The organism is Rossellomorea aquimaris (assembly GCF_020172085.1).
In the GTDB taxonomy this organism is placed as follows: domain Bacteria; phylum Bacillota; class Bacilli; order Bacillales; family Bacillaceae_B; genus Rossellomorea; species Rossellomorea aquimaris_E.
Genome location: NZ_JAIVAT010000005.1, coordinates 249526 through 263108 on the forward strand (window position 1 = coordinate 249526; position 13583 = coordinate 263108).

Below are 13583 nucleotides of genomic sequence, written 5' to 3' on the forward strand. Positions count from 1 at the left end.
TTTTCTTACTATTCTACCATATTATATTGAATATAGGAGGACAACTAGTACATAATTCGCAAAAAAAGAAGACGACTCGTATATGAGCCGCCTTCTCCTTCACTCTATTCTCTAAATTGTACATCCCATTCATTGATCGGCCAATAGCGAAGGTCCACTTTCCCGACAATCTGTTCCCGATCCACAAACCCGAAGTAACGACTATCCATGCTTCCACGGCGATTATCCCCAAGTACGAATATCTTCCCCTTTGGAACTGTTTTCTCACCGGTGATTTCCTGAAGGGTAAAATCACCCGTCAGCTTACTCCCAATATACTCCTGCTTGAATTTCTTTAAGTAAGGTTCAGGATAATACTCTCCATTTACATATAGCTTGTCGTCTTTATAAACAATTTTATCTCCTGGCAATCCGATGATTCGCTTCACATAATCTTCTTCTTCATTTGCATGAAATACGACCACATCAAAGCGGTCCAATTCCCCGATATGATAACCTATTTTATTGACAACCAATTTATTTCCATCCTGAAGTGTCGGCATCATGGACTCGCCTTCCACCACATAGTTGGAGAAGAGAAAGGTGCGAATGATGATGAAGATGATTAATCCAATTCCCAGGGCTTTGATCCACTCGAGTCCTTCTCTTTTTACCTCTTCTCTCAATTTGATTCCTCCTGCTTTTTCCGTTCAATTCGTTGGTCTATTTCCATTTTCTTATTCAGATGTATCTCAATTCGTTTTCCTATAAACCATAATACGAAAATAATGGCTACAACAATCACTGTACGTATGGGTTGTTTTACTAATGATATAATATCATATCCGATAAAGCTTATGGTGAATATCATCACCATTTTCCCTGTCACCACTGCCAGCATATATTGAGCAATGCTGATGGAGGACATTCCTGCCACCACATTTACTAAAGCAGATGGAGTAAACGGGAAACATAACAGAATGAATAATGGTCCAAACCCATGCCTGTCTACCCATTTGGTCAACCGATTCACCTGACGGTTCTTTCTTAAGAAGCGGAAAACACGTGTCTCCCCGTACCTCCTTACCAAGAGGAATACAATCAGGGCACCGAGGGTCGCTCCGATCCATGAAAACAGAAACCCCCACCATAATCCGAACGCATTCGCATTGGCTGTCACAAACACGACCAGTGGAAGGAACGGAAGAAACGCCTCCAACAACGGAAGCAGGATCCCTGGAATCGGTCCAAATGAACGATATTGCTGAATTAAATCCATCATATTTTCAAGCGTAAACCAATCTTTTATCGTATTGATATTCATATTATATGTTTCCCCTTAAACGACCATGAACAGATATACTCATTTCGTCTTCACTACTTCCTATTTTCATCATATCACACCAGGACAGGATTTCCATACGGTATTCTTTCGCGTCGTTTTTATTAATACAAGGTTGCCTAAAGTTGTGGATTGTAAACCTTTTTCTGGAGGGGAATTTCTGGTGATGAGGGGTCCTGACATGTAAAATCTATAATAGTAATGGAAGATAAATCTTCATCCAGCTGTTGATTCCCCTGTCTGTCCATCCGTTATGATCGACTTCTTTCCACTTATTATCGACTTTGGGCATTATTTTATCGACTTATTCATTTTATTCTCGACTTCTCCCAATATATTATCGACCTTCCCCTCCGCCTTCATTCCGCACTAAAAAAGCTGCCATCCCCAAAGGAAATGGCAGCTGCCTTTCTATAAATACTTGCCGAACCAATCGACGATTTCCTGTAATCGGGCTTCCCGCAAGGATAGCTTTCCAGTCCGGGACAGATTATGGTTGGATTCCGGGAAGCGGACGAATCTCGCCTCTTTGTTCTCCCGTTTCAACGCAATGAAAAGCTGTTCGGCCTGCTCAATCGGACAGCGGTAATCCTTTTCACTGTGAAGAATCAACAGGGGTGTGTTCATATGCTTCACGTAAGCGAGTGGTGAGTGCTTCCAAAGGGTTTCAATGTCTCCAAGATCACTTTGGATCTGCCACTCGGAGAAATAGTAACCGATATCACTGACTCCGTAAAAACTGATCCAGTTGCTGATGGAACGCTGGGTCACAGCCGCCTTAAATCTGTCGCTGTGCCCGATGATCCAGTTGGTCATGAAGCCGCCGTAGCTTCCACCGGTTACGCCCATGCGGTTTTCATCAATAAAAGGATATTCCTCCAATGCATAGTCCACTGCACGCATGATATCTTCATAATCTCCACCGCCGTAGTCACCCCTCACGGCATCGACGAACTCCTGGCCATAACCATGACTGCCTCGTGGATTAACATACAAGACAACATAGCCACTGCTCGCGAGCACCTGGAATTCATGAAAGAACGTATTCCCGTACATTGTATGCGGGCCGCCATGTATCTCAACGATAAGCGGATATTTCTTTCCTTCCTCGTATCCGACAGGTTTCAAGATCCAGCCTTGAACCTGCCAACCTTTCGCCCCTTGGTACATGAAGGATTCGGGAGAAGCCACGTCACGAGCTGCCAGCCAATCTCCGTTTAAATCGGTGACTTTCGTCAGTTCTCCAGTCGGTACGTGAAGCGTAAACAATTCACCAGGCTCTGTCGGCTTACTCATCGTAAGCAGGATGATTTGTCGATCAGAATCCAGATCGAATCCATAGACATGCTGCTGCTCCTGTAAAAGCGCAGGATAAATTGCCCCTTCAATATGTGCATAGTAAAGAACGGTATTGCCCCCATCGGAGGCTAGGAAATAAAAGCTTTCATTGTCCTTTGACCACTGTATTCCCGTTTGGGAAGATCCCTGGATAGAGTCGCTATTGAGAAAATCCCCTACGGGAACGTCCATCCCTTCTGTCAGGCAAACGGAGCGTCCCGCCTGTAGGTCATGAACCCATACCTTATTATGAGTAGCGTTCTCATATTCACGATTATGACCCGTATAGGCAAGGTGCTTTCCGTCCGGGGACCAGCTTGCTTCTCCGTAGTACCCATGCTCCCCGTTTATTTGTTGAAACACTCCTGATTCAAGGTGCAATAGGTATAAGTCGGATTGAAACGAGAAGTCCCTATTGGTTGTCTTGTCCGTCGAGATGGACAGATATTTTCCGTCCGGGGACCAGGAGTGAAGGGCGTAATCATGCTTGTCATCCGTAACTCTTCTCATTTCTTTCGTTCCTATATCCACGCATACGACCTGTGAATATGAATCATCATGGAAGCCGCGATCATCGCTTTTATATTTCATGCTTGTGGCAATAAACGGCTTTGGCTTCTTCTCTTTTTCTTCCTTGTGATCAAACGTCTCGCCTTTCTCTAAACGAATCGACAAAGCAATCTTTTCACCGCAAGGAGACCAGACAGGATTCGAGACCCCATTCGGGCAGTCCGTGACCGGCTCTGCCTCCCCTCCATCCCGGCTGATCAAGTATAGCTGATTGACACCGGACCGGTTGGAGATAAAAGCGATTCCCCCTCCATCTGGTGACCATCTTGGTGACGAGATTTTTTGTTTGCCGAAGGTCCACTGACGGGTGGACTGATTTTTCAGATCGATACTATGTAAGGTTGAAACATATTCATCTTTTTCTTCGCATAAAACAGTTTGAACGAACAAGGCCTCTTCCCCACTTGGTGAGAGCCTCGGATCTGATACTGCTTTTAATTTGTAGAGGTCTTTTATCGTCATGCCTTTTTTCATTCCGGCACCTTCCTTTCTTTCTGTTCCCTTTCTATTTCGCCATTGGAAAACCTATTCCCTTCACGGATAAAAACCTGTATTCCTCTTCATAATAGAAACAAATTCAAATTCTACAACTTTCCCTATTGAAAGTAAATTGAAATCAACGTAAAATAAAAATACGAACACATGTTCTAATCTAAGGTGAAAAGGAGTCTTTTCATATGACAAGAATCCCGGAAAATGATCGAAATATTTTGGAGCAGGCGATTTATCTGCCCATGGTACTGACGATTTTGAATCGCGACCTGCAAATCGTCGACAGCAGTCCATTTAAATTAAAGCGTCCTTATTTAGAGTTGATCGAGGAGACGATGAAGGTCATTCAAGGGGAACTCGCACACGTTAAAAAGTATATGCGAACGAATAAGATGAAAGTTGAACGGATGCAATCGGATGATGCATTCACGATGTATATGTTTCTGTATAAAGGATATGAAGAGCACCATAATTACTTTAATCCGCGCCTCAGGAACCGGGTGGAGGATTTAATGAGGCATTATTTGTACCGACGCTTTATGGAAACAAAGACTGACACAACAAAAGAAGCGTGATGTTGTCTCACGCATCAGTTTTATGGATGTGTCTATTAAGATAAAACATTTTAACATTACCCGTTTCGGACTGTACCTTCGCATTATATTTACTTTCCATCTCTGCGATTCGCTGTGTATAGGCAATACGCAAATCAGAGGTGCGGAGCATTTGATTTTCAAAGGAACTGTATGAGATGGGGACCGTGCAGGTTTCATTATTTTGGAGAAAAATCCGTGTTGATCCGTTTGTCATCCGTTCATACCCCCGGACATGGGAATGAGAGACCCAGGCACATTCCTGCTTGACTGGAGAAGATGTCGGGAATAGATAAATGGACAGATCAGGATTTACCATGATGGGGGCTTTGTAGATGATACCCGTAAGTTTTTTTGTACCTTCTTTTCTGCCCTCATATGAGCAGCCAAAGAATTCACAGCTTTTCTTCAAGATATCAAAAGGTTTAAACGGGGACACCAATACGTCATCCATTTCTATTATTTTCGTAAATGTCCTGGCACCGTACTCCATAGGCTGAAGGATCATTGTATGGGGATTCACTTCATATTCTTCTATAATTCGAGATTTTTCTCTCATTTCATCGCCTCCATTTACATTTTTCTCCAAAATAATACCACAAATTTCGAGGATTGTCTGCTATATTTTTAAAAATTCTGAAATTAGACAATCGCCACTCATAAACGAATAAAAAATTATCTGAATATTTAATTTTTTAGTTGAATTTTTAATACTTACACCATATACTAATAAAAAGAATTCAGGGGTGACGTATATGGAAAGCAAAAAGTCCTATACAGAAATGATGAAAGCCGCCGCCGCCATTAACCGGAAGAAATCCGCTGAAAGAAGCGTAATGGAAATCTATATCGATATGGTGCTGCATGAAAGCATCCTAATGACACAGAAAACCAAACTTCTAACCGACATTGATGCCGCCCTGGATACTAAAGATAAAGAATTGTTCATGAAATTAACAAAAGAATTGAATGAATTGAACATAAGCTACGGATAATCATAAAATGGCTGACTCCACTTCTGAGTCAGCCATTCCCTTTTTAATGGACGGGCCTTTCGTCCTTCTTCATGCATGACATCCTCTCGAATGGCAGAAGCTAATGGTTAACTTGAATACGATGGAGCGAAACATCATGATCTTATTTATTAAAGTTCTGGTCCTATACTTGATCACCATCGCGGCCATGAGGCTGATGGGGAAATCAACAATCGTTCAAATGACCCCCTACGACCTGGTAGCCATCATCATCGTAGGTACGATCGCATCCGAGCCATTGATCTCAACCAAATTCTGGCCGACCATCACAGCCCTTGTCTTTCTTGTCGGCCTCCACGTACTCTTCTCATTCATGACATTGAGTCAATGGGGAAACCGCTTCTTTCTTGGAGAACCGACTTTGTTGATAAAGGATGGCGAAATACTGGAGGATAATCTCGAGAAATCCAAGATCTCTCTTATTCAATTAACGTCCATCCTCAGGTCCCAGGGCTACCCTAAGATTTCAGATGTAGACTATGCCATGCTCGAACCCATCGGTGAAGTAAGCGTCATCCCCAAGGTAGAAAATACACCTGTTACCGTTCAGCACCTCAATTTAAACATCGACGACGAAGGACTCCCGATTTCAGTCATTGTCGACGGGAAGATTCAAGCCCGGAATCTTCAACTTCTGGGAAAGTCAAAAGAATGGCTGGAAACGCAGTTAACCAACTCGAACCTGCATCATAAAGATGTCATCTTCGCCTATATGACGGAAAAAGCGAAAAACCTTGTCATCAGTAAAAGGGAAAAGGCCTAGTCACCAAAATGTGACCAGGCCTTTTTCTTCATATTCGCTTCAAGGATTTAAAATAAAAAATTCCCGTAAGCTTTCATTGTTAAATAGAATGCTACCATGGTATAAATTAAAGCTGTCCAAAATGAAATCGAATGATAAAATTGTTTCTTTTTTTCTTTTATCATATACTTGCCCCTTTGAGACATATAACCATCTCCGTTTACATAGATGATGATCAACGTAACTAATATCCCAATAATCAAAGACCATTCCATGATGGGCCGACCCGTTTTAAGATAACTTAAAAATGGTAACCCTAACAGTGCTAGCATAGTGAAAGCAAATCTACTACATAACAACAGCCATTTACTTTGTATCATTACTTCCATTCCATCAGCTCCTCTATGACAAAAAATTCAGATTATTTTATTGTTACTTATATTACCATATATATTAAAAATATGTAACTTTTTCCAATTAAAAATCCGAACGATTTCGAATTTCATAAAAGAAGTTCGAAAATCGTTCGGATTTTACTTTAACTAAATCACTTTTGTCCCAGCCTCTTTTCTCTTTACTCCTCTTTTTTCTCCGCCTCATATTGTTCAAGCATGGACAATCGTTCAAGCATTGTCGGGTGTCCATATCGGAAGATCTTTACTAAAAGTGGAGGATTTACTTGCGATAATCCAACCTTCGATAACTTCTGGAAAGAAGAAATGGCCGCTTCCTTGTCGCTAGTCATTTCGATGGCATATCGATCTGCCCTCGTCTCTTGGTAACGGGAAATCCAGTTGCTTAAGGGGCTGATCGTGAACAACAGCATAGATGTGATCATCAAGAATAATGGTAAGGAGCTGAGGTTCGAGACCTTTGATACTTTGAGATTATCTTTATGGTTTGCAACAATTCCCCTCATCAGCTTGGACGTCAAGAACAGTCCAAAGAAAGAGAGAACGAGATAGATCCCGATTCCTATATAAATGTGCTTCTCTACGTAATGAGCCATTTCATGGGCCATGACGAAAAGGATTTCTTCGTCTGTCAATTTTTCAAGGGTCGTATCCCAAAGGACGATTCTTGAATTGGAGCCGACCCCTGTGACGTAAGCATTAAGTGAATTGGTCTTTTCCGACATATCGACTTCAAACACATGGTTTGCAGGGATATCGGCTCTATCTGCAAGAGTCAGGATCTGTTCCTCCAACGCTTTATCCTTCAATGGATAAAAATCATTGTACAGAGGATCGATCAGCACAGGCTGTACAAACATCATGAAAATCGTGAATGGCACAGATAAAGCCCAGGCAGCAAGCCACCATCGCTCTTTAAACCGTTTCATCAGGGCATACAGGACCGATACGATGATGAACATGAGCAGATAATTCACCCAAAAATCCGTGATTTCATCTTTCATCCACATCGAGAACGTCTGGGTGGATATATTGTAGCTCTTTGAGATCTTATAGGAAATATACTGTAGTGGAAAAATCGCGATAAATGAAGCGATCGATAACCAGAACAAGTAAATGGCCGTTTGAAGGAATCCGTTCTTCACCGTCCCCCTCGCCCATTTCTCAAACACCCGTGAAACACCGAGAATCAGAATCAAGAAATAAAAAAGCCATTCATATGGAGTGGAAAGAAAGAACAAAAGATTCTTGATTTTAGAAAAGTCCTCACTCAACATGATTTCTTTATCATTCATAAAAGTGGCCGGATCTGCACTGCTACCCTTATACATTTCAGGTAAAGTGGAATCCGCCAGAAAAAATAAGTACACATATAAAAATAAGCCTAATAGTAAATAAGCCAATATCGATCTGAGCGCCCATTTTTTAGCCAACATAGTTCCTCCCTTCTCGTCTTCATTACTATATGTAATACCCTGTCCAAACTTTTAGAACCTAAACACGGGCGGTGAATGAAATGGTGCGGTTCGTACAGGGAAAATCGTTTATCTGCCTTTCTGGTGATGTGCATTCCACCATTTCAATTTATCTTCCATATCTTCATTATATCTGCCCGAATAGAATTTTATCGGCCATTTTTTAAAATTATCTGCCGTTCCGAAAAATACGATCCATGCCCAATAAAAAAAGCCACGATCAGATCGTGACCAATAACCTTCTACATGATGAAGACTGAATACAAAGACAGAACAGAAATCGCCCCGATCACAACAAGGATGACATTGGCTCCAAAAAATGCAATCCCAAAGGCAGCAACCGTCCCAACCACACCAAACAACAGGTTCCCCTCTTGAATCAATAATATGCTCGGAAAGATCAACGCACCCAGAACGGCAAATGGGACATTCCGCAAAACTCCTTGGAGAAACGGGGGCAGTTCTTTCCCTTTAAATACGAGGAAAGGTAGCATTCTGGGGATGTAGGTGACAATGGCCATCCCTATAATCATCCATACGATCGCACTATCCATCCGCTCTTCCTCCTCTCTTCATCATGTCCACTACCTCGACGATAACGGCTGAAACCATCGTAGCTGTCACGATTGACCAGCCGTTTGAAAGATTCGTGGTAAACAGGAGAATGCTATTCAGCGCACCTGCCACCACTGCCAAAAACGTGACCTTGACGCTCTTTTTCATGGAAGGAACGAGGAGACCGACAAACATGGCATACAGAGCGATCGTCATGCTGGCCTGAAGGAATTCCGGGAGTATCTCTCCGATGAAATATCCCACCCCGGAGTTCACGACCCAGCTCCCGTAGGATATGAGCATGACTCCTACGGCGAACCCTGTCCGTACGGTCCCTTCTTTGACACTGATGACCGTAAACGTTTCATCCGTAATGCCAAACGCGTAGAAAAGTTTTTTAAACAAACGGTCTTCCTCAAGCTTCTCACTTAACGAAGCAGACATGAGAAAGTGGCGGATATTGACGATGAACGTTGTGAGAATGATCTCAATAATCCCGGTACCGACCGCTATCAGACTCAATGATATGTACTGGGAAGCCCCGGCGAACACGAGCATGCTCATCAAGAGCGTCTCCATTACCGTAAGCCCCGTTGTCCGAGCCAATAAGCCAAATGTCAAGGCAACTGGCATGTATCCGATGGCTATACTTAGACCACCTTGCAGGCCAAGACGAAAATCACTCATTTTTTTTGTAGAAAGAAGTGCCTCCATCCTCTCACATCCTTTATAATAGAAGTCATTACTATTTTAATTTTTTGATAATTTATTATATTATACATATGGACGCTATAGTATACAAGAGGAGTTTTGAGCATGGAACATTTCCCGATACAAATTGGAGACAATATTAGAAAAATACGGAGAGAGAGAGGATTCAGCCTTGAACAAATGGCTGAACGGACCGGGGTAAGCAAGGCCATGATCGGCCAAATTGAACGAGGGGATTCGAATCCCACTGTTGCGATACTCTGGAAAATTGCCAATGGCTTGAAGGTTTCCTTCTCTTCCCTGATTGAAAAACCGAGCAATCAAGTATCCATTATTCACTATGAAGACGTACAGCCCGTACTTGAAGATGATGGAAATTATATCGTATACCCCATCTTCCCTTTCGATCCATTAAAAAAATGGGAAAGCTACCGGGTAGAGATGAAGCCAGGATGTGTTTATTTGAATGAGGGACATACAAAGGGTGTTGAAGAATACATCACGGTGCTATCAGGAGATATCGTCCTCAAATTGGCTGAAGAAAAATATGAATTACCGGCAGGAAGCTCGATTCGCTTCGCAGCTGACTCGGGGCATGAATATTCTAATGAATCGGATCAAGAGGCTGTGTGCCAAATGGTTATTTATTACGGGGAAGAATAATATAGAATCAAAAAAGCTGTTACGGGATGGGGCTCCATTCCGTGACAGCTTTTTTTCTTTATCCATATCGTGTCAAACGCTGAAGCCCGCCCGTATACTATTACATCTTTACCAAAATGGAGAGGAGAAAAAATGACCATGACACCTTCCTTACCCTCGTTTGACCTCCAATTCAATCATGCTGATTTACGGGATTTGGAAAGGGATGTATGGAGTAGTGCATCTGTTCCAGCCCGTCTACAAATAGAAAACTCCATGTATGACGTCCATATCCGGTACAGGGGATCCTATACAAGGGAATTGGAGAAAAAGTCATATCATGTAGAATTTGAGAAGCCAAGGGAATGGGACGGGTCATCAGAGATCCATCTGAATGCTGAAGTATACGATCCCTCCCACTTTAGAAACAAACTCTCCCTGGATTTCATCAGGGATTTGGGGATTCTCACTCCAAATAGTCAGCATGTACTCTTAACACAGGATGGGGAACCACTCGGTTTATACCTTCAGCTCGAGTCGGTGGATGATATGTATTTAAGTAAAAGGAATCTTCCACCTGGGACAATTTATTATGCTGTGAGTGACAAAGCGAATTTTTCCACTAAGAGAAAAAGAGGGCTTACATCAGGCTATCAGCGGAAACTCGGAAAAATGCAGGATGACCATCATCTCATCCATTTCATAAGGAGTATCAACACAGCTCCTTACGATATACCAAAACTCTTAAACATCGAAAACTATTTGAAGTGGCTTGCTGGGGCTGTTTGCACGATGAATAATGATGGATTCACCCATAATTACGCGTTGTATCTCAACAGTGAGGATCACCTCTTTTCCATCATTCCTTGGGATTACGATGCAACGTTCGGGAGAAGAGTGAATGGGGAAATGATGGAATACGATTATGTGCCGATCACCGGTAAGACAAAAAACAGACTGACCTCACAGCTTATGAAACGGTCCCGATACAGAAAATTGTATAAGGAAATAGTAGAAGAAATTCTTGAAACGAAGTTTAAGGTTGAATACTTTGAGGATAAAGTGATGAACTTACATTCTTCCTTAAGACCTTATATCCTTATGGATCCTCATTTTCAGAAAGACATAGACCTATATGACAAGGAGCCCTCATTCATTTTCAAGTTTATTGAAGAACGCCGTGCTTTTCTGAAACAGGAATTAAAGTACTTCTAGGCAAAACATGAGTGGGAACAAGGAGTTCCCACTCATGTTTTTGCGTGATGCAGAGTTTACTATCATGAAACAAGTGCCAGCATGATCGGGATTGTCACAATACTCAAAATGGTCGTCACCAAAGTACTTGCAGATACCAAATCAGGCTCTGTATTGAACTGGAGGGAAAACATCGTCGTATTCGCAGCAGTCGGCATACTGGCCAGGATAATGAGGATCGAACTCAAGGTCGGGGAAATCGGCAGTATAGATACGATCGCCAACGCCAGGATGGGTGATGCCACCATACGCATGATCACGATAAACGAAAGAGCACTCCTCTCCACCTTCTTGCCTCCAAGAGTCGCCAGCTGCATCCCGAGAACCACCATGATCGTAGGAATCGTCGCTTGAGAAACCAGGTCGATGGTTTGATTTAAGAACAAAGGAACCTTAAGATTCAAAACCTGAAAGGCAAGTCCGATAACCGCTCCATGCAGGATCGGCATTTTGACGATCTTCATCCATATATCCTTTGAGTCCCTCGTCTTGCTGCTTCCGCTGATAGCATAATATAATCCGATTGTATTCATAAGGAATGATTGAATCACCATCATGATGACAGCATAGCGAAAACCGAGCTCCCCGAACCCGAACAGGATGATAGGTACACCATAATTACCTGAGTTCATGAATACACCGGAAAGGATCATAGCCGATGTTTTCTGTTTTGAATAATTCCTGATTCCGGCTACAATTTTAATAGAAAGAATCAATATTACACAAAGGGCGATACAAAAAAGAAAAATATACAGATAATCCATATTCAGTTCATTTTCGTAAAAGGTCTTGAATGCGAGGAATGGATACATCAGATAAATCGCCATCTTGGATATCGAGTTAATCTCGAATCCAAGCTTCTTCTGTCCGATGAAACCAACCAAAAAGACTAATAATGCAGGAAGTACGATGAATATTACGTCCATATTATGTCACCAACAATCTATTAAAATAAAAGAGAGGCTTGACTAAAAGAGCCAAGCCTCAGTGTACCATATTTACAACAATGGAATAATCAATCCGGCCAGGAGCAGGATCAATGCACCACCAAGCCGCGAAGAAATCTGGGCGAATGGCATAAGCTCCATTCGTTTGGAGGCGGACAAAACGGCCACATCCCCTGTTCCTCCCATATTCGCCATGCACAGTCCCGCCGTGATCGCTGCTTCGATAGGATAGAAACCAACAAGTTTTCCAAGGATGGCCGCACCGATGATCGCTCCTAAAACCACCCCAAACACAGTAAGGATATATTGGAGGGTCAGTGCTTCAAGAACCGTATTTAAATCCGTGTAAGCGACCCCGATCCCGAATAACAAGGCAAAGGTCCAGTTACTTGCGACAAACTGATACCACTGACTTGCTCCGTCTACTACATTCTGAGGAATGATATTTGAAATCTTTGCAATTGCCACGAGAATGATCATGATGGCGTAGGGATGAAGAGGAAGAACGGAACCAAGCAACGTACCCACTGTAAAGAATGTAAGAGCAGCGAGTAATCCTACTCCCATCTTTTCAATGTTATACTTCTGCTTTGTTTTCTCATAAGTAAATCCTTTCATCAGTTGACCGTTTCCACTTAATGAAGGTACCTTTTTGCCGATAATATCAAGAACGGACGCTAAAATGATGGCAAATACGTTCCCTAATGCAAGGGCAGGTACAAGCATGGAAATATAATAGCTCGGATCATTCCCCATCATTTCGGAATAGATTTGACTCATGGGAACCGCTCCGGCCCCCATTCCTCCTCCCATGATCGGCATCGTAATGACAAGAATGGCTTCTTTAAGGGTAAATCCTACAAAAGAACCGAATGCTCCCGCTATGATCACTGCCCCCGCTACCGCCCCAATAATCGGCAGGAAATAGCGCAGTCCCACTTTAACCAAAACCTTTGAATTCATTCCTAAAATACTGCCGGTGATTAAAGCAGCAATATAGAAATTCAAAAATCCACCTGGTTTCATAAAGTCTGTCATGGACGTAACCGCAGCTTCAGGAAGCAAACCGGAATAGACCATAAAGGCAGATCCGAATATAGCAATGATTGCTCCACCTCCGAGGAAGGTTTTCACAATCGGCGTACGGTCCCCTACCCATCCAAATAATTCACCAAGAACCATCATGACGAGAAGACTCCCGATCATCCCTCCAGGAAGGTTTCCCGTATACAAGCTGACAAGTGTTATCCCTGTAAAGGCCAGAAACCAAAGGATCGGCACATTAAAAATCTGTAGAGAGTGTTCTTTCGCAAGACTCACGTTCTCTTTCGTTTCCTCATTCTTATATGAGAGTGTTGACGCTGCTTGTCCCATCTTTTTCATCCCCTTTATCGTTATCATCTTACCTTCAAACCATCATTTAGCAACCGCTTACACTGTATCCCCATTTTATGAAACCGTTCTATCAATTCAAAGATTATGAAACTATTGTTTGT

The 13583-nt window shown here is 42.5% G+C and carries 15 protein-coding genes; 5 read left to right on the plus strand and 10 right to left on the minus strand.

Going from position 1 to position 13583, the window contains the following annotated elements:
• Positions 1 to 104: 104 nt before the first annotated feature.
• From lepB to LCL96_RS11485, 3 genes are all read right to left on the minus strand, one after another.
• Entirely contained in the window at positions 105 to 665 is a 561-nt protein-coding gene (gene lepB, locus LCL96_RS11475) for a signal peptidase I (protein ID WP_224941608.1), read from the minus strand.
• Positions 662 to 1303 (minus strand): TVP38/TMEM64 family protein, encoded by a 642-nt coding sequence (locus tag LCL96_RS11480; protein WP_224941609.1) that lies wholly within the window; start codon positions 1301 to 1303, stop codon positions 662 to 664. Before LCL96_RS11480 ends, lepB begins: the two co-directional genes overlap by 4 nt.
• A gap of 429 nt (positions 1304 to 1732) precedes the next feature.
• Positions 1733 to 3703 (minus strand): alpha/beta hydrolase family protein, encoded by a 1971-nt coding sequence (locus tag LCL96_RS11485; protein WP_224941610.1) that lies wholly within the window; start codon positions 3701 to 3703, stop codon positions 1733 to 1735.
• A 203-nt stretch (positions 3704 to 3906) separates the two neighbouring features.
• Here LCL96_RS11485 and LCL96_RS11490 point away from each other — a divergent pair, with 203 nt between their 5' ends.
• Positions 3907 to 4296, plus strand: coding sequence for a hypothetical protein (locus LCL96_RS11490; RefSeq protein ID WP_224941611.1), 390 nt, complete (start codon positions 3907 to 3909; stop codon positions 4294 to 4296).
• A 7-nt stretch (positions 4297 to 4303) separates the two neighbouring features.
• On the opposite strand, the gene LCL96_RS11495 is transcribed toward LCL96_RS11490, so the two are convergent.
• Positions 4304 to 4873: a competence protein ComK gene (locus tag LCL96_RS11495; RefSeq protein ID WP_224941612.1), complete on the minus strand. Its 570-nt coding sequence runs from the start codon at positions 4871 to 4873 to the stop codon at positions 4304 to 4306.
• 196 nt (positions 4874 to 5069) lie between these two features.
• On the opposite strand from LCL96_RS11495, the gene LCL96_RS11500 reads away from it, so the two are divergent.
• Together LCL96_RS11500 and LCL96_RS11505 are read left to right on the plus strand one after the other, a co-directional pair.
• Positions 5070 to 5309: an IDEAL domain-containing protein gene (locus LCL96_RS11500; RefSeq protein WP_224941613.1), complete on the plus strand. Its 240-nt coding sequence runs from the start codon at positions 5070 to 5072 to the stop codon at positions 5307 to 5309.
• Positions 5310 to 5445: 136 nt separating this feature from the next.
• Positions 5446 to 6111: a DUF421 domain-containing protein gene (locus LCL96_RS11505; protein ID WP_224941614.1), complete on the plus strand. Its 666-nt coding sequence runs from the start codon at positions 5446 to 5448 to the stop codon at positions 6109 to 6111.
• Between the two features lie 47 nt (positions 6112 to 6158).
• Here LCL96_RS11505 and LCL96_RS11510 read toward each other — a convergent pair whose 3' ends face one another.
• The 4 genes from LCL96_RS11510 to LCL96_RS11525 form a co-directional block, all read right to left on the minus strand.
• Positions 6159 to 6479 (minus strand): hypothetical protein, encoded by a 321-nt coding sequence (locus LCL96_RS11510; protein ID WP_224941615.1) that lies wholly within the window; start codon positions 6477 to 6479, stop codon positions 6159 to 6161.
• A 185-nt stretch (positions 6480 to 6664) separates the two neighbouring features.
• Entirely contained in the window at positions 6665 to 7936 is a 1272-nt protein-coding gene (locus tag LCL96_RS11515) for a M48 family metallopeptidase (RefSeq protein ID WP_224941698.1), read from the minus strand.
• Between the two features lie 284 nt (positions 7937 to 8220).
• Positions 8221 to 8532 (minus strand): AzlD domain-containing protein, encoded by a 312-nt coding sequence (locus tag LCL96_RS11520; RefSeq protein WP_224941616.1) that lies wholly within the window; start codon positions 8530 to 8532, stop codon positions 8221 to 8223.
• Positions 8525 to 9247, minus strand: a complete 723-nt coding sequence (locus LCL96_RS11525; protein WP_224941617.1) for an AzlC family ABC transporter permease — start codon at positions 9245 to 9247, stop codon at positions 8525 to 8527. The genes LCL96_RS11520 and LCL96_RS11525 overlap by 8 nt, the downstream gene beginning before the upstream one ends.
• A 102-nt stretch (positions 9248 to 9349) precedes the next feature.
• Between LCL96_RS11525 and LCL96_RS11530 the strand changes: the two genes are divergently transcribed.
• Positions 9350 to 9907, plus strand: coding sequence for a helix-turn-helix domain-containing protein (locus LCL96_RS11530; RefSeq protein WP_224941618.1), 558 nt, complete (start codon positions 9350 to 9352; stop codon positions 9905 to 9907).
• A 132-nt stretch (positions 9908 to 10039) separates the two neighbouring features.
• Entirely contained in the window at positions 10040 to 11101 is a 1062-nt protein-coding gene (locus LCL96_RS11535) for a CotH kinase family protein (RefSeq protein ID WP_318246421.1), read from the plus strand.
• Between the two features lie 62 nt (positions 11102 to 11163).
• Here the strand turns inward: LCL96_RS11535 and LCL96_RS11540 are convergent, their stop codons facing one another.
• A complete protein-coding gene (locus tag LCL96_RS11540; protein ID WP_224941619.1) occupies positions 11164 to 12066 on the minus strand; it encodes an AEC family transporter in 903 nt (300 codons plus the stop codon).
• A gap of 72 nt (positions 12067 to 12138) precedes the next feature.
• On the minus strand, positions 12139 to 13461 hold the full coding sequence (locus LCL96_RS11545) for a 2-hydroxycarboxylate transporter family protein (protein ID WP_224941620.1): 1323 nt from the start codon (positions 13459 to 13461) through the stop codon (positions 12139 to 12141).
• Positions 13462 to 13583 lie beyond the last annotated feature (122 nt).

What these genes read in the sequence shown, in the direction of transcription:
- LCL96_RS11485 (WP_224941610.1), bottom strand. Translation starts at nt 3,703, where the DNA reads ATGAAAAAAGGCATGACGATAAAAGACCTCTACAAATTAAAAGCAGTA.
- LCL96_RS11535 (WP_318246421.1), top strand. Translation starts at nt 10,040, where the DNA reads ATGACCATGACACCTTCCTTACCCTCGTTTGACCTCCAATTCAATCAT.
- LCL96_RS11495 (WP_224941612.1), bottom strand. Translation starts at nt 4,873, where the DNA reads ATGAGAGAAAAATCTCGAATTATAGAAGAATATGAAGTGAATCCCCAT.
- LCL96_RS11490 (WP_224941611.1), top strand. Translation starts at nt 3,907, where the DNA reads ATGACAAGAATCCCGGAAAATGATCGAAATATTTTGGAGCAGGCGATT.
- LCL96_RS11510 (WP_224941615.1), bottom strand. Translation starts at nt 6,479, where the DNA reads ATGGAAGTAATGATACAAAGTAAATGGCTGTTGTTATGTAGTAGATTT.
- LCL96_RS11545 (WP_224941620.1), bottom strand. Translation starts at nt 13,461, where the DNA reads ATGGGACAAGCAGCGTCAACACTCTCATATAAGAATGAGGAAACGAAA.
- LCL96_RS11530 (WP_224941618.1), top strand. Translation starts at nt 9,350, where the DNA reads ATGGAACATTTCCCGATACAAATTGGAGACAATATTAGAAAAATACGG.
- LCL96_RS11525 (WP_224941617.1), bottom strand. Translation starts at nt 9,247, where the DNA reads ATGGAGGCACTTCTTTCTACAAAAAAAATGAGTGATTTTCGTCTTGGC.
- LCL96_RS11540 (WP_224941619.1), bottom strand. Translation starts at nt 12,066, where the DNA reads ATGGACGTAATATTCATCGTACTTCCTGCATTATTAGTCTTTTTGGTT.
- LCL96_RS11480 (WP_224941609.1), bottom strand. Translation starts at nt 1,303, where the DNA reads ATGAATATCAATACGATAAAAGATTGGTTTACGCTTGAAAATATGATG.
- LCL96_RS11520 (WP_224941616.1), bottom strand. Translation starts at nt 8,532, where the DNA reads ATGGATAGTGCGATCGTATGGATGATTATAGGGATGGCCATTGTCACC.
- LCL96_RS11505 (WP_224941614.1), top strand. Translation starts at nt 5,446, where the DNA reads ATGATCTTATTTATTAAAGTTCTGGTCCTATACTTGATCACCATCGCG.
- LCL96_RS11500 (WP_224941613.1), top strand. Translation starts at nt 5,070, where the DNA reads ATGGAAAGCAAAAAGTCCTATACAGAAATGATGAAAGCCGCCGCCGCC.